Source organism: Candidatus Tisiphia endosymbiont of Sialis lutaria (assembly GCF_964026535.1).
Taxonomy (GTDB): Bacteria; Pseudomonadota; Alphaproteobacteria; order Rickettsiales; family Rickettsiaceae; genus Tisiphia.
In genome coordinates, this window is sequence record NZ_OZ032153.1 from 99278 (window position 1) to 121965 (window position 22688).

Sequence of the window (22688 nt, forward strand, 5' to 3'; positions counted from 1 at the left end):
TAGGAGTCGGAATTGCTGTTAATTTCTTCTCTGTTATAGAAAAATATCCTGCAATAATTTATCTTACTCAAATGCCTTATCCCTGCAGGATGATCATGTTTTACGCATTTATATTTTGGTATATCTAATCGTATAATAAGCATTATGCCGCTTTAAAATTAACCACTTCATTAAAAGAATAATCTTGATCATTTGTTGCTAATAAATTGCTAAAATCGTAAATTCCATGTAGGTTGACGTGTCTCCAGCTTAATATTGAAGCATTAGGAATATTCTCTAATAAGGTTTGTCTGGTGATGCTATCTGATCGCATAATTATTTTTGTAAGTGCTATATAATTCCATAAAATAATTATATTCTGAATAATGGTTTTACACATAGCCGATATTTCCTGATCTTCTCGATAGGCTGCAGTGATTTCTTCGCCTGCAAATGAAACAGCAGTAGCAAATTTGTTAGCTAACTCGCCTTTGTTTAGTTGTTTCTCAATGGTTTGTCGCCAAGTAATATCATCGATATATTTTAGTACAAAGATAGATTTAATAATCCTACCAAATTCTTTTAGTGCTTCTTGGAGAGGATGTTGGTTAGCATAGTTACTTAATCTTTTTAATATTACTGACGCTCGGTGTTTTCTAAGCATAATGGTTGCAACCAGTCGTAATATATCGTCCCAGTTTCTTATTATTTTATCTTCCTTGACATAATATGCAGGTCTAACAGGATAATTGTCATTAGCCAATTTAGATTTAATCTTATCAAAACTTACTAAATTTAGTGAAGTAACATCTTTTATGCGAGGTGCAAATGTTACACCGATTAGATGTGATACGGCAAAAATCATCTCGGTATAGCCGTGAGTATCTGTCGAGTGTAGGTCACTCTTAATGATTTCATTGTGTAGCAAACCGTCAATCACATAAGCCGCATCTCTTTCAGAACTGCTAAATACATCGGTGTAAAATAGGATTCCCCGTTCATCAATAAATCGATAGACATTAACACCTTTGCTATTACCGTGATATTTATATGAGTAATTGGCATTCAATGATTCTACTGATACGCATTGTTTTTGACCGTCGCTTGATGTATGTAATAGTCTTTTCTCACGTTTAAATTTGCTTGGTAACCACAATTTTGTCATTATGTCTATTAAGGTTTGGTTTACCATATATAAATTTTCCAATGAAAAGTACCAATTAACGGCATTGGACAAAGTGTTGTAATTAACTCCTATTGCGGTGCTTGCAAGCTTATGTAAGCCTATGTTACTACCTAAAGCAAATATTCCGGCAAAAAATATTTCATTGTTTGGTTTTGTTTTTGCCCCCTTTATTTTATGGTGTTTAAAATTGGCGGTAAAATTAGACAAGTTATTCATTTCAGCCATCATTTGTAAAATGGGTATATATTTTTCTTTACCGATAATCATTGAAATGGAGTCGTAGTCCAGTTTATCGATAGCCGGTGTGTGTATAGAGTATGTTCCGTCCTTTTTAACAGAGACATGTTTATTTTCTTTATTGATAATTCGTTGATTAACATCGATATATTGTTTATCTAAAGAGCCACGAAGTGTTGTTAGTAAACGATCAATATTCTCGGGTAAATCAAGATTTGGTATAATAGTATGTTTATTTTTTGTCCAATAATTTTCATCAATTAAATATTCATCGATTGATAAATAGCGATAAGAGTACAAAAGACTAATTTGACCTGCCTTGATTGCGTTGGCTACCTTACAAAAAAGAATAGCTTTATATAGCGACACATTAAATTCACCATTTCTGTAAACTGCTTTATACTCATGATCTTCTAGGAATTTATCAGGAGCAGCGGCGGTAATATTCTTCTCCGACTGATAATAAATTAAGGCTGAATAAAGCACATTATTATCTTTACAAACTTCAAACTGCAGATGTTTTATAATATCAGCAACACGATTTTGTAACTTTCTGGAAAGAGTAGACAAAATATCCAATTTATCACTTTGTGCCTTCTCATTATTAAGCTGATCCTCTAGTTTTTTAGCATCTGATATAGCATGTTTTAAGTCTGTATTAGTATTTTCCAAAGGCACAACTTGACATAGTTTCTCGACTTTTTGATCATTAGTAAGAGCATTATCGTGTAGTATTTTTCTTACCAAATCAACCGTTGATTTGGTATTATCAAAGCCCAACAAAACAGAGTAGGTCAATTTATTTTTATCGGGAATTTTTTCTTTTACTACATTGTTTAGTTTCCTGTCGGCATTATTTAACTGCTGTTGCACATTTCTTAGTAACATATCAACAAGCGTATCTTGCCAAATTTTGTAATAATGATCAATAAATGCAACAAGATACAAATACCTCTTATTTGGCTCTACAATATCGGTGATTTGTGTTACTTTTGCTTTAACTATCCACCCAGCATAATATTTGGTCGCATCTACTGATAAATCTAGTTTTTTTATCACTGACTGCAATTCCTGAAATAATTTCTTAATTATAAGAAAATTGTGTATCCCATGTCTAATTTGCCCAGGTCTTAATGACTGATTAATGCTTTTGAGTCGAGTAAGTAATGGACGTTGATAATATTCTCCTGTAGTACAAACAAGTTGATCAAGTGCTTCACGCTGTGTTGATGTGATTATATCTACTATTGCTTGCAAAACTGATTTTTCAAAAACACCAAATTTTTCTGTGACAATTCTGGTAACCTTATCGTAACTTGGTATTTCAATTCGTTTGTTACGCAATTCTTCTATCAGCAAGTAGAATAATTTGCGTGGATGCATTTGTTGTGCAACTAAATTTTCTACCCTTTGTGAAAATAACGTTTCAGCACCGGTAAATTCTATGTAACCACAAGTTTCAAGAATTAATAATCTGTGTTTTTGACGTGTTCTATCGATGTATCGGTTACTAAAATCTTTGGAGACACTAACACCGATAACTTTCTCAACAAATTTAATATCACCGGATTTAAATAGGCTTTGCGTGTAAAATTTACCACTAGCTTTAAAATATCCATACTGCAATAACAAGCCAACTTTGTTATGATTTTCCTTAATGCCTTTTAGCAAGCTCATTACCGTCTCATCTACTTTGAAATAGTATTTCTGATCGTCTGTTGATAATATTGATGGATTATCAAATAATCTAATCTCATAAGAGGGCAGTATCTCTATCAAACGCATCAGTCAAATTCCCCTATTCGTTCCACAGCATCACTAAGATCCGTAAAAGATGGATGACAATATAACTTGGTGGTATCTAATCGTTCGTGTCCTGCAAGTACTGCAACCTTTTCCAAATTAACTCCTGCATCCACCAAATTCTTACAAAAAGTGTGTCTAAGTTGATGCGGTGATATTATCGCAAGTTCACCTGGAAGATTCAAGCTTTTTAACATAAGCTGAATGCCGCGAGGAGACAAAGTTCCACGTTGACCAATAAATATGAAAGAATCATTACCAGCATAATCTTTATATCCCAAATCAAAAAAAGACTGTCTTGCATCTTTATTTAAGGGGACTTCACGATATTTAGAACCTTTTCCGGCATTTACCAATAACCTGCCCTTACGATCACTCATTACAACATGTATCCATTTGAGATTACATAATTCACTAACTCGTAATCCCGTGTTCATTAAAACCCTTACAATAGCAATATCCCTAACTTTACCGCAACGCTCCACACAACGTAATAGCTGATTTTGCTCAATTCTACTCAACCACTTGGGTATCGGCTGTGATTGCTTAACAGTCTGAGGTAATGGAAAACGATACTTGATCTTTTTACTATCCCACCCCCATTCTAAAAAATATTTTAATGATAATAATCGACGATTTATCGTTTGCGGTCTAAAATTGGAATCAATCAAACATTGTTTATATTGACGAACATCAGTTGGAGTAATATGAAGCAAATCCATATCGGTATTATTAACCTTTTCAAACCAAATGGCAAACTGAATCAGATCGCTGCGATAGCTTACCAATGTTGCAGGTGATTTATCTGTCGATTTTTGATAAGCAATATATTGCTTAATTTGAGTAATTTTAGTCATAAATAATTATGCGATTAGATTTTGATAGGATAACCTATTACAAATAATGCTATTATACGATGACTTAAGGTTGTTTGCAACGTATAATGCTTATTATACGATTAGATATACCAAAATATAAATGCGTAAAACATGATCATCCTGCAGGGATAAGGCATTTGAGTAAGATAAATTATTGCAGGATATTTTTCTATAACAGAGAAGAAATTAACAGCAATTCCGACTCCTAGTTCGCTTTTGCCCCGTTTCCTGACTTCGGAAAATAGTTAAAGATAAGTGTATAGAAAAAGCAGGAGAAAAAAGGTTTTGTTAATTAGAGGGCGTTTGTTGTGCCTCCATATATTTTTATTATTGACATACAATATTTTAGTAGATATACTAACCAACAATTAGTTTTAAATATGCTACTGATATGTTCGTTAGAGTCAAAAAATCTGCTACCCGTAATGTTAACGCTGTTCAACTAGTAGAAGGGATACGCGATCCCATAACTAATAAAGTAAAACAACGGGTTGTTCGACATATTGGCAGTGCATCAGACCAAGAAGAAATAACTAAATTAATAGAGCTTGCTGAATTCATTAAGGTTGAAATCACTAGTAGCACTCAACCTAATCTTATCCCAGACAAGGATATAGTATCGATGGCGATGTCATCTAGACAGCGGTGCGAGAAAGAACAAATACAACCACAACCTATTGATGATATCAGCAATTTACGTAGTCAAGGAAGCACTATCATTGGCATTCATGAGGTGTATGGAAAAATTTATGACCAACTTGGTTTTAATAAAATCTTACCCAATCCTGCCAGGGAAGTGTCGAGCATAAACATAATACGCAATGTTGTTTTAGCTCGTATTGCTAACCCAACTAGTAAGCGTGAAACAGTCAATTTATTGGTCAATAATTATGGAGTAGATTTAAAGCTTGATTCGGTATACAAAACTATGGATAAAATAGATGATAAGGTGGTTGAGAAAATCGAGCAGTGTGCTTTACTTAGCAGTCAAAAGTTGTTTAAAGAAAAAATCGATGTACTATTTTATGATGCAACTACTCTTTATTTTGAATCATTTACTGAAGATGAGTTGAAGAGTAAGGGGTTTAGTAAAGATCATAAATTCAATGAAGTACAGGTAATGCTGAGCATTTTTGTTACTAATAATGGTATTCCAATCGGTTATGAGATATTTCCTGGAGCGACCTATGAAGGTCATACTTTATTGAAAGCTTTAGATAGCTTGAAAGGCAGGTTTGCTATTGATAAAGTAGTGTTTGTAGCAGACAGCGGTATGTTGAATAATGAAAATTTAGCTCTATTAGAACAAGCTGGCTATCAATATATAGTAGGTGCCAAAATTAAGAATATGACTAAGGATATTACAGCTAAAATCTTAAATAGTGATGATTATCAGCCATTAACCGTTGATGCAGAAGAATATAAGGGAAAAATAATTGAACTAGCTGAAAAGGGTCGCAAACTGATTATGAGCTATAGTAGCAAAAGGGCTTATAAAGATGCTCAAGATAGAGAGCAAGCATTGAAGAAATTAATGAAAAAAATGAACAGAAGTAAAGGAGTTAAGTCGTTAATTTCTGCTAGTGGTTATAAAAAATATTTAATAATTAATAATAATGATAAGTTTGCAGTAAACGAGCAAAAGATAGAGGAAGATAGCAAATGGGACGGTTTGCATGGAGTTATTAGTAACCTAGAAAATGTTGATATAGCGTATATATTGTCTCGTTATAAAGGATTGTGGCAAATTGAAGAAACATTTAGAGTTAGTAAACACGATATTAAGATTAGACCAATTTATCATTGGAGTCCTAGTAGAATCAAGGCACATATTGCTTTATGTTTTATGGCGTTAGTATGTATCAGGCATTTAGAATATCGGGTAAATTTACAGTCAATTAAACTATCACCGGAACGATTACGTAAAGCACTAATTGGGGTGGAAATTACCAGTGTAGTACACATTAAAGATAAAAGAGTATTTGGCATTCCATCCCCGGTATCAGATGAGGCAAAGATTATTTATAAGGCAATGAATTTACCGATTAGCACTATTCCTTATTTAATATCATCAGGAGAGTAAAAGAAATAATCAAGTAGTAAAGGTAATAATTATTATAGGATTATTTTGAAATTTTTATATTCGAACAAATAATTTGTTGTGCCTGGAAATTTTATCATTTCCTGAGCTGTCAGCCACTTTTTGGCACAACAACACTGAAGTCGGGAAAGGTATAAAATCTTTTATGGAAGAACATCAAATAGATAAAGGTTATTTAGTTTGTTTAGAAGATACTTCTAGGAAGATAATTTGGGGTAATCAACAAATTAACATATTGCCAATAGAAGAATTTTTAACAAAATTATGGAATCATACGATTTTTAAGTCGTATTGGGGAAATATCCACTGAGGAAACAGTATAGTCAATTGAATTTATTTTAATTAGTAATCATAACTTATCTGATAATCCGCCATTTAGGGTTTTCAGTAGTTCAGTGATCTTAGCGACAGATAGTTTGGTTATTTTCGCTACTTCCTCAATAGAACTGCCATTTTCTATCATCATTTTTATTAATTCAGCTTTACCTTCTTCTCTACCTTCTACTCTACCTTCTTCTCTACCTTCCCTCCGTGCTTTCTTGAGAGTGTTAGCTTCAATACGTAACCATTTCAGGTGTTCTTCATATGAATCACGTTCTTCTTCAGTGAAATTCATCACATCTAGAACTGTCAGGGCTTTTTTTAGGCTAGCATCATTTAATTCTTTAGGTAAATTATCTTTGTTCAGCAAATCATGTCTCGTTAAAAAAGTACTCCATCTATCAAGAGAGGTTTTTACCTTTTTTACTATGTCCGTCAACTGCTCCTTCGGATTATTAGTAAACTTATTTAGCTCAATAGTATGCAATTCTAAATCTTTAAAATATAACAAACCACTATCTTTTTCTACTATATGAAACACATTATGATATTTATTTTCATGTAAAATAGAGGTAAAGTTTAATATATGAATACCAATGGCTTTCGATAAAGTAGCATAATCCTCTGCATTCTTTAATTGCTCAGTATATAACTTTGCCCAATAATACAGAGCTCTTTTGTCATAATCATCCGCATCAGTAATTTGCATTTCGATATTAAATCTTTTGCCATCTTTTCCTTGAGCTTTAATATCTAAAATTGACAATTTATCGCTCTTGAAATTTTTTGGATTATATGGATTGAGAAGTTGTACTTCTGTTACTTGGTCTTCTCTAGATACAATCGAATTGATCAGCGAAATAAGCAAATCCTTATTCTCTTCAACTCCGAAGATTTTTTTAAAGGCAATATCAACCCTAGGACTAATATTTGACATAAATCTAACTCTATATTTATTTTTTACAAATGGTTATATCTATAAATATAGCAGATTTTTATGCTCCACTAATAGCTGTTTTCATTATTTTTGCGATATTTTTTTATTCCCTGATTTGTAGATTGCCATTACCCATAGAGGTATTAATCTTACAGGTGAAAGTTCTGTTATGGAAGGAGTAGCTGGAACACAAAGGTAATTTTTAATAATGCCCCCTTAAATCTTGTTAATTTATAATGACGCTTTAGGTTTTTAGTATATCATTATCTTGGTTCAACATCACAATTGGAGTTTTGTTGAGAAGATTGATCATTACAAGAATTAGGGTTAATTCTGCCTACAATTTCATCCAATGACACTTGAAAATAATCTGCTAGGGCTACGGTAACTGCACTACCTAAAGTTTTTTGTTTACCATTATCTTTCATAAATTGAGGTAGAGTTTCTTCACTAGACCCAATATTCTTAGATAAGACATATAGGTTAAGTTTTTGCTGCTCCAATTTTTTTTTTGACAAATTCCCTTAAGTTGGTACTAACATCCTTAGGAGATACGTTGAGAAATTCTTGTGTTTCTTGATGAGATAATGCATAATCATCCCTTCCTACAATTTCATCCATAGAGCATTTAAAATAATTTGCAATTTTTAATATATTTATTAACTCTGGATTATCTCTTACAGCATTAATAATCTTAGATATAGTAGAATACGGAATGTCAGTTTTATATGCTAAATCTTTTCTTTTTAACTTCGTTTCTTCTAATTTTTTCTTTAAAAATCCTTGTATTTGGTGAACAAGAGCCATGTATTCTCATAATAAATTATTTTAACAAAATACCCAAAAAACAGGTAGTTTTTTCTTGACACCTCAAAAAAACTATATTAAACTACAAAAATAGAATGAAATTATAAAAAGAAATCAGTACTTACTGACTAATTTTTTAAAACCAAAAAGACATTTTGGTAAATCTCATACTAAAAAAGCCAGTGTAACACTTAAGTATCGAGCTTATTAATCAGGCTAGAGCTTGAATGTCACATTTGGAGTTATAAACTAGTAAGTACTTAGAAATTTTCCGAACTCGAAAGTACTTACTAGAGCAATTAATTCAACAGTATTGCTATTAAATTGCAACCTTTATTGAGGTGTTAACTATCAGCATATACCAATTTTTTCAACTAGTCAAACCCCATTATTTCTTTGCAGGTTTAATTAGTTATCGCAGTCAACCTCTTAGTTTCTTTTTGCCCATAAATCCATATCATATTGTTTACAATACTCAAACATAGATACAGTATTAGGATGATTTATGCCAAACTCCTTGACTTGCGGTTTACCAAAAAATTTATAACTAAATAAGTTTTTTGCTTTACATGCAGCTTTTGCTCCTTGACTATATAAATAACTAACATATGCCATATTTTTACGATTATCTCTATATAAGTAATAATATATAGTATAAGCTTTATTATAGGATTCTATTGCTGATTTTATATTATCTTGGGTAAATAGAATATCACCTTGCACTACATACATAGCAGCTAAATCTGGATCTTCCAAATAATCTGCATTTTTGGGGTTTCTACGCTCATCGACTAAAAATATCGAGATAGCCTTGTTAACATGTTCTGAGGCTTGATTTAGCATGCCTAATCCTAATTCACTTCTTGCCATTACACTATAAATACAACCAAGTGCTTCAGTATCTTTGCAATGTTTACATAAATTATACAATTTCTTAGCTTGCTCATATGCTTCTTGGTATTTTCCAAGATAATTTAATATTTCTATTTTAAGTGTATAAAGAGGTATAAAAAATAGATCATCAGGACTTAGACCATTTTTAATGAAATTTTCTATAGTTTTACTATTTTGTTCTAATGACTCAGTATACTTTCCTTGTATAAATAATAACTGTGCTTTAAGTATATGTATATAGCTTAGTTCACTTTGATCCATTAAACCTTGATTAGACATTTTTTCCATAATTTGAATGTTTTTTTCGGCTTCTTGAACCTGCCCTAAAATAATATTACATATTGCTAAATTATAGAATAAAGTCCATTTGTAAGATTCATAACCTGCAACATTCTCAAATATTTCTTGTCCTCTTATAAAACATTCTCTTGCCGCCCTATAATTAGAATAACTTATATGATAAAGACCTATTGTCTGCATATACCTTATATATGCATATTTTTCATCATTATTCATTAACCATAATTTAAATTTTCCTTCCTGATCGGCTTTATTAAACCAAATAGCCTTCTTTGCTACAATAGAATAATTAAGAGAATTATGATGTTGAACCATTATTTGCAAATTAAGAGCCATAATTTTATATATATTTATATTATACTTTTCTGAATTTCTTAAAATTATTTCAAAATTTTCTTGTATAGTTTTAGCATTTCTAAAAATACGAGCTTTTACTGCATTCTTTGGTATATAATTCATTAATTTGGTAATAATATCCTCTAAATAAGATTTATTATTCCTGCTACCATTAATCTCTGCTATTTTTTGGACTATAATATCATGCGTTTCAAAGATCGGATTAGCTTCCTGTGGGTCAATATTAGATATTAAGGCAAATTTAGACAATTCATAAATATCATTATTCAATGTACGTTGATCATCAGTAATAAAACTTAGTAAGTCTTTTGAAAAACCTTGATTATTTATTAAGGCGATTTTATTTAGTAAATTTCTAGCACTTGGTTTTAATTGATTGATAGTTAATATAATGTTCGATTTAATTCTATCTGTTGATTGTTGAATTTTTTTCTTATATTCGGCTTTATCTAAACCTTTTACATTATTTAATAATTGTATCCCTTGTACTGTCATGATAGGATAACCAGCAAATTCTTCGCTCAAGAATTCTACTACCTTTGGATCATTATTTTCTAAAATATTGTTAGCAAGAATACTGACGTCGTTTTTTGCAAGGACAGTCATTTTGACTATATTCGGTAATATTTCACTATCTTGGGAACAAAATATAACATGCCCATTATTTTCCCAATCAACAAATTCCTGAACTTTCTTATTTTCACTTACCTTCAGATTATCAAATATTATTAACCATTTATCTTGACTCGATAAATAGTTCATTATTTCTTTTCGTACTAATACAATATCTTCTGGTATTAGAGTAGATTTAGTAGAGTTATTAACTGTACTATTAATAGCTTTGGCTAGCTTTAGTAGTTCTTGATTAATATCTAAATTACAATCAATAAACCAAATAAGTTTATAGTTATTTTGATTTTCATAACAATACATTCTAGCAAGTTGGGTTTTTCCCATGCCGCTGGTGCCTATAATACTTGCTTGTCGATATTTAGTTAAGTTGTTTGTAAGCAAAGCTAGTTGTTTGACATGATCGACAAAATAAGTAACTGGTGCAACAAAATTAGATAGCTGGTTAGCTATTTGATTCTGGGCAAATGAATTAAGAGGCATTATTAATAATATTAATATTATTAAATATCTATAGTCAATTGATGAGAAATTGGGGACGTTGTCGATCAATGCTCGCCTATTAATTATAGGCGTCGCTCCATCTCTCCTAGCCCCAAATTCTCCTGAATTGACTATAGATATAAAATCTAGTTTCCTTTTGCCCATAAATCCATATCATATTGTTTACAATACTCAAACATAGATACAGTATTAGGATGATTTATGCCAAACTCCTTGACTTGCGGTTTACCAAAAAATTTATAACTAAATAAATTTTTTGCTTTACATGCAGCTTTAGCTCCTTGGCTATATAAATAACTAACCTGAGCTACATTTTTACGATTATCCCTATATAAGTAATAATATATGGTATAAGCTTTATTATAGGACTCTATTGCTTCTTTTATGTTATCTTGAGCAAATAAAATATCACCTTGTATTACATAACTAGCAGCTAAATTTGGATCTTCTGAATAATCTGCATCTTTGGGATTCCTACGTTCATCAGCTAAAAATATGGGGATAGATTGGTTAACATGCTCTAAGGCTTGGTCTAGTTTACCCAGCCCTAATTCACTTTTTGCCATTTGACTATAAATACGACCTAATATTTCATGAACATCTTTCTCGGTGGATTGACACAAATCATATAGTTGTTTAACTTGAGTATATGCTTCTTGGTATTCTTTAAGATGATTTAATATCTCTACTTTTCGTACATAAAGCTCTATAAGAAATAGGTCTTCAAGACTTAATCCACTTTTAGTGTCTAGTTCTATAGTTTTATTATTTTGCTCTAATGCTTCATTATACTTCCCTTGTAGCAATAATAACTCTGTTTTAACGCTATGTATATAAGATATATCATATTTATCCATTAAACCTTGATTAAGCATTTGTTCTATAATTTGAATGTTTTTTTCTGCTTCTTCAACCTGTCCTAATGGGATATTATACATTGCTAAAGAATAATATAAACTCCATAAAGATTCATAACCTTTTATAGTGTCTAATATTTCTTTTGCTCTTGTACAATAATTTATTGCTACCCTATAATTAGACCAATTAACAGCATATTGCCATGCTATTACTTGTAAACACAATGCATATGCATATTTTTCATCATCATTCATCGACCATAAATTAAATTTACCAGCCCCATTTTGATCATTCTCATTGAACCAATTCATTACTTTTTCTACATTAAGGTAATCGACAGAATTCACATATTGCATCATTAGCTGTGCATTCAATTGCAGAAGTTTATATATACTTGAATTATATTTTACCGCATTCCTAGTAAGAATTTCAAAATTTTCAAGTATAGTTCTCGCTTTTCTAAAAAGCTGAGCTTTTACCGAGTTCCTTTTTGGCACAGATCCGACTAATTTAGTAACGATATCCTCTAAATAAATTTTATTATTCTGATTACCATTAATTTCAGTTATTTTTTGAGCAACAACATCGTGCATTTCAAAGATCGGGTTAGTTTCCTGTGGATCAATATTAGATATTAAGGCAAATTTAGACAATTGATAAATATCATCATTTATGGTACTCTTATCATCCGTAATAAAACTTAATAAGTCTTTTGAAAAACTTTGATTATTTATTAAAGCTATTTTATTTAATAATTTTCTAGCATTTGGTTTTAATTCATTGATAGTTAATATAATGTTCAATTTAATTCTATCTGTTGATAGTTGAATTTTTTTCTTATATTCGGCTTTATCTAAACCTTTTACATTATTTAATAATTGTACCCCTTGTACTATCATGATAGGATAACCAGCAAATTCTTTGCTCAAAAATTCTGCTGATTGGGGATCGTTATGTTCTAAAATATTGTTAACCAGAATACTAACGTCACTTTTTGTAAAGGCAGTCATTTGGACTATATTCGGTAATATTTCACTATCTTGGGAACAAAATATAACATGTCCATTATTTTCCCACTCAACAAACTCTTGAACTTTCTTATTTTGACCTACCTTTAGATTATCAAATATCAATAACCATTTATCTTGATTTGATAAATAATTCATTAGTTCTTTCCGGACTAATATTACATCTTCTGATATTAGATTAGATTTAGTAGAGTTATTAGCCGTACTATTAATAGCTTTTGCTAGCTTTAGTAGTTCTTGATTAATATCTAAATTACAGTCAATAAACCAAATAAGTTTATAGTTATTTTGATTTTCATAACAATACATTCTAGCAAGTTGGGTTTTTCCCATGCCGCTGGTGCCTATAATACTTGCTTGTCGATATTTAATTAAATTATTCTTAAGTAGATTTAATTGTTTGACATGATTAACAAAGTAAGTAACTGGTGCAACAAAATTAGATAGCTGGTTAGCTATTTGATTCTGGGCAAATGAATTAAGAGGCATTATTAATAATATTAATAGTATCAAATATTTATTCATTATATTTTGCTAATAAAAGGTTTCAGGAAAATTTAATTAATATTAACATATTCATTACCTAGATTACAATCAAAATTATTACTATTAAAAATAGAAAAGCCTCCGCATAGTTTATAACTTACCTTACGCATAAACCCCATAACAATTTAAAAATTCCAAAAAAGTACAAGACGTCGTTGCGAGACCACGTAGTGGTCGTGGCAATCCACATTCATTAGATTGCTTCGTCGCTACTAAAGTAGCTTCTCGCAATGACGCCAAGCTATTTTCTATATGACTTTTAAATGCCGTGCATAAGGTGGTTTATAATATAGCTTTTTGTACAATATCATTGAGTCTTTTTGCAAATTCACCAGTATCATTGACTGGCTCACCTTCTAGAATACATGCTTGATCATACATTAATTTCACCAACTCCTCGTTAGCATAGTCTCTACTATTTGAGATTATACCAGCGTTAATTTTCTCAATAATTTTATGCTTAGGATTTAACTCAAGTATTTTAGCCGATGATGCCATTAACTGTTTTTGCTCAATTAAAAATCTTTCCATACGAATATCCATAGCTCCATCACCAACTACCAGACAAGCAGGGCTTAGAGTAAGTTTTTTAGAAATCCTTACATCTTTTACTAAATTACCTAATATTTCTTTAAAATATTCTGTTAATTTAGTGTACTCATCCTGGTCTTCTTTTGTCTCTTCAGTTTTTTGCTCAGATTTTTCTAAATCAATATCACTCCTAGTAACTGATTTAATTGCATAACCCTTATAGCTACTATTAACATTAACCCAAAAATCATCAACTGTATCAGTAAACAGAAGTACATCTATATTTTTACTTAAAAATCCTTCTATTTGGGGGCTAGAAAGTAATTTTGCTGAATCATCGCCGCTAAGATAATATATAGTATTCTGTCCTTCTTTAAAGTTACTAATATAATCGTCAAGGCTAATCATTTTACTTAAAAGACTACTTTTAAATATACAGGTCTCAAGCAATTTATCATGATCACTAGTTGCCTCACACAATCCTTCTTTTAAAGCAGCACCAAAATTGCTCCAAAAATTGCTATATTCCTCTATAGACTCATCTTTTTTCTTTTTGAGTTCACCTAAAACTCTTTTGGTTATTGCTGACTTAATCTTCTCTAAAGTACTATTATGCTGCAAAGATTCACGACTAATATTAAGAGGTAAATCCTCTGAATCTACTACCCCTCTTAGGAATCTTAGGTAAGAAGGTATTAAATCTACATTCTCATCAGAAATAAAAACTCTCTTGATGTATAATTTCACTCTCCTCTTACGATCAGGGTGAAATAAATCGAAAGTCTTAGTTGATGGAATAAATAACAAATTAGTAAATTCAACCGTACCTTCATTTTTATTATGAATAGTTAACCAAGGATCATCCATCGAATAAGACAAAGCTTTATAAAATTCTTTATATTGCTCAAAAGTCAAATCAGATTTAGGTCTTGTCCATAATGCTGAAGCTGAGTTAAGTTGTATTTCATTATTAGTAGATTCATCAATAAAATTGATAGGTATGGCTATATGATCAGAATAGCTTTTAACTATATGCTTCAATCTAAAGTGATCAATGTAACTATCTTCTTCTGGCTTAACGTGAATAACCACCTCAGTTCCCCTGGTAAAATCATGGTCAAAATCATCAACCATATATTCTCCAAGACCATCTGACTGCCAAACATAAGATTTCTCTTCTCCTGCTTTTCTTGAGGTAACAGTAATATTATCAGCAACCATAAAAGCTGAATAAAACCCAACGCCAAATTGCCCTATCAACATACTATCTTTTTTAGCATCTCCAGACATGTTGTTTAAGAAATTTCCTGTACCAGATTTTGCAATAGTTCCTAGATTATCGATCAAATCTTCTCGGTTCATACCAATACCATTATCTCTAATAATAATCTGCTTTTTATCTTTATCAATTCTCACAGTAATTTTAAAGGTAGGATCATCTGCAATAAGTTTTGCGTCACTTTGTGCTAAATACCTTAATTTATCACAAGCATCAGAAGCATTCGATATTAACTCACGCATAAAAATCTCTTTATTAGTATAAAGAGAATGGATCATTAAGTTCAAAATCTTACCAACTTCAGCGTCAAACTTCTTTTTTTCTTGGGTCATAGTCAAGTCCTATAATACTATTTAATGTTATTAATATAGTGTTTTAAATACAAATTTAAATAGTCTAATTCAATATTTTTTATTGCTAATAATTTTAAGCTATTAGTCCAACCTAATATTATCTCAAAATTATTTTTATTAATTTTCCATTTTTTAGATAGAAAATTGATAATAGAATGGTTAGCCTTACCATCCTCTGGAACTGATTTTATAAATAATTTTAGATAATGTTTATCATTAATTATCATAAACTCACCTATCTTATCTGCCTTTGCATTAGCTTTAACCTTAAGAGCAAGAACGGCTACCTTATTATCTGGGTTATAGTTAAAAAATTGGGTCATGTTTACTCTAATGATTTGAGTATATACTAATTATAATGTACACTAAGTGTTTTATAAAAAATATTTTTATTCAGGTATTTTTTACATACTTCGTTGGAAGAGCTTTTAGAGGTAATCATGGCAGTTTAAAAGTTGTATGTGGTCAACGTCTATTTGCGAGGAAGACCGTAAGTCAACGAAGCAATATATGACTTCATGGATTGCCACGCTCACATACGTTCGCTCGCAATGACGAGTTATAGGCTTATATGTCATTGCGAGGAGCTACTTTAGTAGCGACGAAGCAATCCAAAAATACTGAAATAGATTGCCCATAGCCATAGCACCCAATCCTCCTAAATTGACTATAGTTTACAACAACAAATGTCAACAGGTGTTTCTTATGGAGAACAGCTTGTTTACGATATTGAAAGATTAAAAAGGCATTTCCCTGCTGTTCCTGTTTATGTAATCCTGGTTGATATAGGGGAAAATATATAATCACCACTATTAAATTTTATCATTCTGATATTCTAGAGCCACTTCCTTACCGCAAAAAGCCATAGCGATTTTGATGATTTTCTGAACATGAGAGTATTCTTTTATTTTAGCCTCATATCGTTTTTTTGCTATTTGCTCTAGCCCTTCTCTGGCAACAGATTCTAACTCTTCTGGAGACTTGCATATTTTATATTCAATAATAATGGCGTTGTCTTGCTTTCCAGCTCTAGGTATCAACATAATATCAGCCCTACCGCTACCGGTTTCTCTTTCACTGTCTATTATGTAGTCAGAAGCTAAGGTATTAATCAAACCTAGCATAAAACCACTATAAAATAGCTCAGCTTTTTTCTCGCCTGTTTGATAAAAACTAGTAGCATTTAACAATAATTCTTGCAATCTTTCTTTAAACTGTTCTATTTTACCTGCCGGCAACAAAGTAGCAAAAGAATAATATCGAAAATGATCAATTTGCAACTGATCAGTTACCCATTGGAGCATTCTGGCATTATATATATATCGTACCTCTTTATTTGGTACCGACAATTCGTAAATATCTTCTTCTGGTTTTTTAGCAACAGGGTTTAAATAACCGCTAAATAACAACAAGCTAAATAATCCTACTGGCTTGTTGATATCAGTAAAACTAATTTGTTTGACAATCGGTGAGATAATACTCTTGCCGGCAGCTAAGCTCTGTAAATCTTCCTGCATCTCATCTGATAACAATGCTTTATCAACAAGCCCAGTTCCCCCACTATCAAGCCAATAATGGTCAAGTTTCCCTTTATGAGCTAAACATTGCATAATCGACCATGGATTATAGATGATTTCTCCGCCAAAATTATAACCATTATACCAAGCTTTAATTTGTTCAGGATTAGTTGCTGTTGGTACTTTTGCTAACAATTCATCAACTTCTGCTTGAGTAAAACCATAGAACTTAGAAAATTCTTCATCAAGCAAGCTATATTCACTAACATTATTCAAATCCGAAAATAAATTAGCTTTAGCAACCCGTAATATGCCAGTTATTACGCCTTTTTCTAAATAAGGATTAGTTTTTAAACTACTGCCAAACATCCCGCGAAACATTTCAAGTACCTGTTCAAACTCTTCTGGTTTGTTACCAAACTTAATGTATGAACTATTGATCGGCGTATCGTATTCATCGATTAATATGTAAACTTTTTGACCAAAATGTTTGTACAGTACTTCGCTCAAAACCCGTAAATTATCTTTTAAGTCTTCCTTATCAAGCTTTCCTGTAAAATATCGATTTAACTTTTCCTTTTGTGCCTCATCTAGTAATTTTTCATCTGTTGTTATATAACGCTTTAAATATCGATGGTTTGTAAACAAATTAGTTACTTGATTTTTTATTCCATTCTCAATTTCCTGGTAGTTACTGCCTTTAACATCTTTAAGATTGAGCAAAATCACCGGAAATTGACCTTGTTGAATCATGGCATATTCATTACCGTTAATCTTTAAAGGTTCTAAAGTCCTTTTTCCTTTAATGCCTAAATCTACTGTACCACCTGTAAATAGCTTGTTATTTACTCTATCCTCTTCAGGTAAAGGCGTACCCCTCTCATCCACCTCTATCTCAAAGAATTTCTGGAGCATGTTCATATTCAAGCTCTTACCCCACCGCCTTGGTCTGGTGATTAGGATTACTTCTCCACTATCTTCCAATAATTCTTTGATCATTAGGCTTTTATCAACAAATACATCACTATTTAGCAATAACGTCTCAAAATTATCGGTACCTATCCTCATTCTCGGTGGTTTATTGTTATCTTTAACAATATTAGTTTCTTTGGTTGATATATTATCAAAAAATTCTACTGTCATATTAGAAATATATTATAAACTTTATTAAGTAAATAATAGCACAAACAATCTATCCTAGCGAATAGAATATTGGAGATAAATTTTTTACATCATACGTATAATTTAACCTAATTAATTATTATTAATAGTTAAAATTCAAAATAAAAAATAATACCAATGCTCAAAGATCATTGGATACTTGCTGTCCTTGTAATTTTTTTTCTAAATTACTAAATTTTGAATATCGATTGTTATAGTGAAGCTGAACATTGCCAACAGGACCATTACGATGTTTTGCTATTAGAATATCCGCAACATTATATACCTGATTTAACTTACTTAACCACTCTGCGTGTTTTGCATCACCCGCCGAAGGTTCTTTACGGGTCAAATAATATTCTTCTCGATAGATAAACATTACTATATCAGAATCTTGTTCAATAGATCCAGATTCCCGCAAGTCAGACAACATCGGCTTTTTATCTTCTCTAAGTTCAACAGCTCTAGATAATTGTGATAAAGCAATTACTGGAATGTTTAATTCTTTGGCTATCGCTTTTAATCCTTGAGTAATTTCCGAAATTTCATTTACTCTATTATCTGACTTGTTTATTCCTCTAATTAATTGCAAATAATCGATAAATAATATACCAAGATTATGCTTACGCTTCATTTTTCTAGCCCTAGTACGAATGGCAGCAATAGATAAAGCTGGTGTATCATCAATAAAAAATGGTAATTCAGAAAGAGTGATAACTTCTTTGCGTAATCGATTATAATTCTCTTCCGTCACATGACCTGATTGAAGAGCCGATGAGTCAATTTCAGTATGCATCGAAAGAAGACGAGTAGTAAGCTGCTCAGATGACATTTCAAGAGAGAAAAACCCTACTGATTGCCCTTCTTTTTCTTGTCCGTTATTTTTCAGATGTATAGCCTTACAAGTATTTATCGCAAGATTCATAGCAAAAGCTGTTTTCCCCATTGATGGACGTCCAGCAATGATAACTAAGTCTGAGTTCTGAAAACCTGATAATTTATGATCCAAATCAATTAAGCCGGTAGAAATACCTATTACATGACTAGAATTCTTCATGGCTCTGTTAATACTAGCTAGAGACTCTGAGAGAGATAGCCCAATTTTAACAAAGCTCTTATCATTCACTCCTTCACTAGCAAGGTTATAAAGCTTACCTTCTGCATGTTCTATTTGCTGACTTGAATCATATTCTAAAGAAGCATCATAAGCATTATTAACTACCTCTTCCCCTATCTGAATTAAATTACGCCTTATTGCCAAATCATAGATTATTTTTCCGTAATCTAGTGGATTAATTACCATCATTGACAGAGTGACTAATTTATTTAAATAGTCGCTACCACCTAATTGCTGAAATAATTCATCTTTTTCTAACATGCTTCTAAGCGTTACTGGAGTAGCGATTAAGCCTTTTTCTGTAATAACTTCAATAGAATTATAGATTTTTTGATGTAGTGGCTCAAAAAAATGATTTGGTCTTAGGAATTCTGAAACAATATTGTAGTAATCATGGTTAACTAAAATTGCTCCTATTAACATTTGCTCAGCTTGAACGTTTTCCGGTAAAGTTCGAGCAACAGGCATGACTATACCTGACTCATTCGAGCCGTTTAACTTATCTGCTTTATCAATCGCTTTACTACGAGCCATAAATTTAATGGTTTAAAAACTTTTCTGCTTCTAAAGCTGCCATACATCCAGTACCAGCAGCAGTAACTGCTTGTCTAAAAATTTTATCTTGTACATCTCCAGCGGCAAAAACACCTTTAATACTGGTTTCCGTTGAATTTGGTTTAGTAATAATATAATTATCACTATCTATATCTAGTTGTCCTTTGAACAAACTAGTATTTGGCATATGCCCAATCGCTATGAATATACCAGTACAGTCAATTGAGCTAACCTCACCTGTTTGGGTATTTTCTAGCCTAGCTGAGGTAACTGATTTAGGATTATCAGTACCGATAACTTCAATCAGTCTATGATTCCAAACAACAGATATTTTAGGATTTTTAAATAATCTGTCTTGTAAAATTTTCTCGGCTCTAAAACTATCCCCGCGATGCACAATAGTCACCTGACATGCATGATTGGTTAAATATAATGCCTCTTCAACAGCACTATTACCTCCACCAATAACTAATACGTGCTGATTTTTGAAAAAGAAACCATCGCAAGTGGCACAAGCTGAGACCCCATATCCTTTAAATTGTCCTTCGGAAGGGATGTTAAGCCATTTTGCTTCCGCCCCAGTACATATTATAAGACTATCCGCCCAGTAAATTATACCAGATCCAGTGGTCACCACTAAGGGTTTTTTTGATAAATCTACCTTTTCTACATAATCGTAGATAATTTCTGCCCCAACATTTTTTGCCTGCTGAGTCATTTGCTCCATTAACCAAGGACCTTGCACCGGATCAGCAAAACCTGGATAATTTTCAACATCTGTCGTAATGGTTAGCTGCCCACCTGGCTGCATACCATGTAATAATATCGGATTTAGTGCTGCCCTAGCTGTATAGATTGCCGCACTTAAGCCAGCAGGACCTGAACCTATAATAAGTACTTTAGTAGAAATAGTCATAATTAATATCCTTGTCAAAAATTATCTAGCCAAGCCATCTAACCAGAATTTTATATAGTTAATTTGATCACTAGTCATTAACGAAGGTACATGACCAGCATAATCAACAACAAAAAGTTCCAGCTCTTTATTTTTTTTCATTTGCTCAATAGTAGATTGTTGTAAAATATCAGACTTAGCTCCATGGATAACCAATAATTTACAAATAATTTTATTCCATATAGCCCACATATCAACATTTTTTTGCTTACTCGTATTAGCACTCATACCATGTACTATGTTAGGATCATAATTCATTTTATATTTTCCATCTTGAGTCTTTATAAAACTATATTTGGTAAGATAATCCCAATCTTCCTCACTACTAATACCAAATTGGCTATATATTAGCTTTAAATGTTGCTTGGCACTAGCTAAATCAACAAATAAGGGTACTTGACCTGCATATAGACCAATTTTAACTAGAGGGGATGACGGAATAAAAGGACCTATATCATTGATAATCATGGCTTTGATAAGTTTGTTATATCGACTAGCTAGAACCATACCAATTATTCCGCCCATAGAACTACCAAGCCAAATACAGTTCTTAATACCTAACTTCCTTAGAAAAAGTACTGTATCTTTTATATATACTGGATAGTTATAATGCTCTTTCTTTTTAAAAACATCACTATTTCCACGCCCTGGATAATCTATAGCAATTACTCGAAATTTATCACTTAATGCCATAGCAATTTTATCAAAATCATGAGCATTTCTAGTCAAGCCATGGACACAGACTATGACATTTTTATTATTAGGGTTGCCAAATTCAAGATAAGCCAGCTTATGAGATGGGATATATTGTGAGCCAAACCAATTAATATACGGTCCAACTTGGATGAATTTTTGTATCATCTATTCTAATTAATTCAAATCGCTTAAAAATATACTTACCATAAATGGTATATATATTACACTAAAAATTAGGGAAAGGAATACTGTAGTAGCAACTTTTTCTGGATGGAATTTTTGTAGACTTGCTATAACAATCAGATTGGCTGCCATAGGGGCAGTGGCAAGAAGCCTAAAAGCATTGTAATAATTCTCATCATACCATCCTAAAACAAATTTATCTAAAAGGATAAATAAGTTAATTCCTATTGGATAAAATAGAAATTTTGCCATAAAAGTGGCAACAGTAAACTTTATGTCTATTTCAAATTTTTGCAAAGTTGAAAGAGCTAAACCAACCATAACCATACCAAGTATAGAAAATGACCCTCGCATATTATATATAAAATCATCTAAAAAATCAGGTAAAGTAAAGCCAGCGAAACTAAATAAACAACCAAGTAAAAAACCATTTAAAATTGGTAGCTTTACAACTTTCAAGATACTTTCACTACTATTGGCAAAACTTCTGGCACAAATATAAAATCCCACCGAGCATTCAAAAATATTTACACCTATAACTGCCATCATATAGATACTTAAAACATAATCATCAAAGAGAGCAGCAGCTATTGGTAGCATAAAATAACCACCATTAGCGGTACCGGCAGATAATGCTATAATGTTTCGTGTATGATCAGACCAATATCGTCCAAAAAAATAGTAGGAAAATATTGATAAGGAAGTAGCAATAAAAAAAATAACTACAGTAACACTTAATGATGATAAAGTTAAAGTAGTACTGGCAGGAATAGCAAAAAAAACAATAGGAGATATAAAATAGAATAACAACGAAGCTATACTATCTCTTTCAACTTTAGAATATCTTCCTGCTAGGAAACCAATTACTACACTCAGTAAAACAGAAATGGTTTTAAAAAAAACTATACTAAACATTGCCATGCAATAAAGCCAGAATATATAAGATTTCTGTTTTAGTCAACCTTTGAGAAAATA

The 22688-nt window shown here is 31.6% G+C and carries 16 protein-coding genes; 2 read left to right on the plus strand and 14 right to left on the minus strand.

Annotated elements, in window-relative coordinates; genetic code table 11:
- Positions 1 to 142: 142 nt before the first annotated feature.
- Together AAGD20_RS00515 and AAGD20_RS00520 are read right to left on the minus strand one after the other, a co-directional pair.
- Positions 143 to 3187: a Tn3 family transposase gene (locus AAGD20_RS00515; RefSeq protein WP_341749003.1), complete on the minus strand. Its 3045-nt coding sequence runs from the start codon at positions 3185 to 3187 to the stop codon at positions 143 to 145.
- Positions 3187 to 4062 carry a tyrosine-type recombinase/integrase gene (locus AAGD20_RS00520; protein ID WP_341749004.1) on the minus strand — a complete coding sequence of 292 codons (876 nt, stop codon included), beginning with the start codon at positions 4060 to 4062 and terminating at the stop codon, positions 3187 to 3189. Before AAGD20_RS00520 ends, AAGD20_RS00515 begins: the two co-directional genes overlap by 1 nt.
- 412 nt (positions 4063 to 4474) lie before the next feature.
- Between AAGD20_RS00520 and AAGD20_RS00525 the strand changes: the two genes are divergently transcribed.
- Together AAGD20_RS00525 and AAGD20_RS00530 are read left to right on the plus strand one after the other, a co-directional pair.
- On the plus strand, positions 4475 to 6166 hold the full coding sequence (locus AAGD20_RS00525) for an IS1634 family transposase (protein ID WP_341748631.1): 1692 nt from the start codon (positions 4475 to 4477) through the stop codon (positions 6164 to 6166).
- Between the two features lie 76 nt (positions 6167 to 6242).
- The gene (locus AAGD20_RS00530) at positions 6243 to 6494 is read left to right on the plus strand and encodes a hypothetical protein (protein WP_341749005.1); all 252 of its coding nucleotides are present in this window, start codon (positions 6243 to 6245) and stop codon (positions 6492 to 6494) included.
- 39 nt (positions 6495 to 6533) lie between these two features.
- On the opposite strand, the gene AAGD20_RS00535 is transcribed toward AAGD20_RS00530, so the two are convergent.
- The 12 genes from AAGD20_RS00535 to AAGD20_RS00590 form a co-directional block, all read right to left on the minus strand.
- Positions 6534 to 7442 carry an Rpn family recombination-promoting nuclease/putative transposase gene (locus AAGD20_RS00535; protein WP_341749006.1) on the minus strand — a complete coding sequence of 303 codons (909 nt, stop codon included), beginning with the start codon at positions 7440 to 7442 and terminating at the stop codon, positions 6534 to 6536.
- Positions 7443 to 7705: 263 nt separating this feature from the next.
- Entirely contained in the window at positions 7706 to 7960 is a 255-nt protein-coding gene (locus AAGD20_RS00540; RefSeq protein ID WP_341749007.1) for a hypothetical protein, read from the minus strand.
- Positions 7926 to 8249, minus strand: coding sequence for a helix-turn-helix transcriptional regulator (locus tag AAGD20_RS00545; RefSeq protein ID WP_341749008.1), 324 nt, complete (start codon positions 8247 to 8249; stop codon positions 7926 to 7928). Before AAGD20_RS00545 ends, AAGD20_RS00540 begins: the two co-directional genes overlap by 35 nt.
- 429 nt (positions 8250 to 8678) lie before the next feature.
- Positions 8679 to 11078, minus strand: a complete 2400-nt coding sequence (locus tag AAGD20_RS00550) for a tetratricopeptide repeat protein (protein ID WP_341749009.1) — start codon at positions 11076 to 11078, stop codon at positions 8679 to 8681.
- Positions 11060 to 13345 (minus strand): tetratricopeptide repeat protein, encoded by a 2286-nt coding sequence (locus AAGD20_RS00555; protein WP_341749010.1) that lies wholly within the window; start codon positions 13343 to 13345, stop codon positions 11060 to 11062. Before AAGD20_RS00555 ends, AAGD20_RS00550 begins: the two co-directional genes overlap by 19 nt.
- Before the next feature lie 303 nt (positions 13346 to 13648).
- Entirely contained in the window at positions 13649 to 15508 is a 1860-nt protein-coding gene (htpG, locus tag AAGD20_RS00560; protein ID WP_341749011.1) for a molecular chaperone HtpG, read from the minus strand.
- Positions 15509 to 15525: 17 nt separating this feature from the next.
- Positions 15526 to 15852 (minus strand): DUF167 family protein, encoded by a 327-nt coding sequence (locus AAGD20_RS00565; RefSeq protein WP_341749012.1) that lies wholly within the window; start codon positions 15850 to 15852, stop codon positions 15526 to 15528.
- A 489-nt stretch (positions 15853 to 16341) separates the two neighbouring features.
- On the minus strand, positions 16342 to 18189 hold the full coding sequence (locus tag AAGD20_RS00570) for an AAA family ATPase (RefSeq protein ID WP_341749013.1): 1848 nt from the start codon (positions 18187 to 18189) through the stop codon (positions 16342 to 16344).
- A gap of 160 nt (positions 18190 to 18349) precedes the next feature.
- The gene (locus AAGD20_RS00575) at positions 18350 to 19858 is read right to left on the minus strand and encodes a replicative DNA helicase (protein ID WP_341749014.1); all 1509 of its coding nucleotides are present in this window, start codon (positions 19856 to 19858) and stop codon (positions 18350 to 18352) included.
- Between the two features lie 4 nt (positions 19859 to 19862).
- Positions 19863 to 20795, minus strand: a complete 933-nt coding sequence (gene trxB / locus AAGD20_RS00580) for a thioredoxin-disulfide reductase (RefSeq protein ID WP_341749015.1) — start codon at positions 20793 to 20795, stop codon at positions 19863 to 19865.
- Positions 20796 to 20816: 21 nt separating this feature from the next.
- Positions 20817 to 21695, minus strand: a complete 879-nt coding sequence (locus AAGD20_RS00585; protein WP_341749016.1) for an alpha/beta hydrolase — start codon at positions 21693 to 21695, stop codon at positions 20817 to 20819.
- Positions 21696 to 21704: 9 nt separating this feature from the next.
- The gene (locus AAGD20_RS00590; RefSeq protein ID WP_094649051.1) at positions 21705 to 22634 is read right to left on the minus strand and encodes an AEC family transporter; all 930 of its coding nucleotides are present in this window, start codon (positions 22632 to 22634) and stop codon (positions 21705 to 21707) included.
- Positions 22635 to 22688 lie beyond the last annotated feature (54 nt).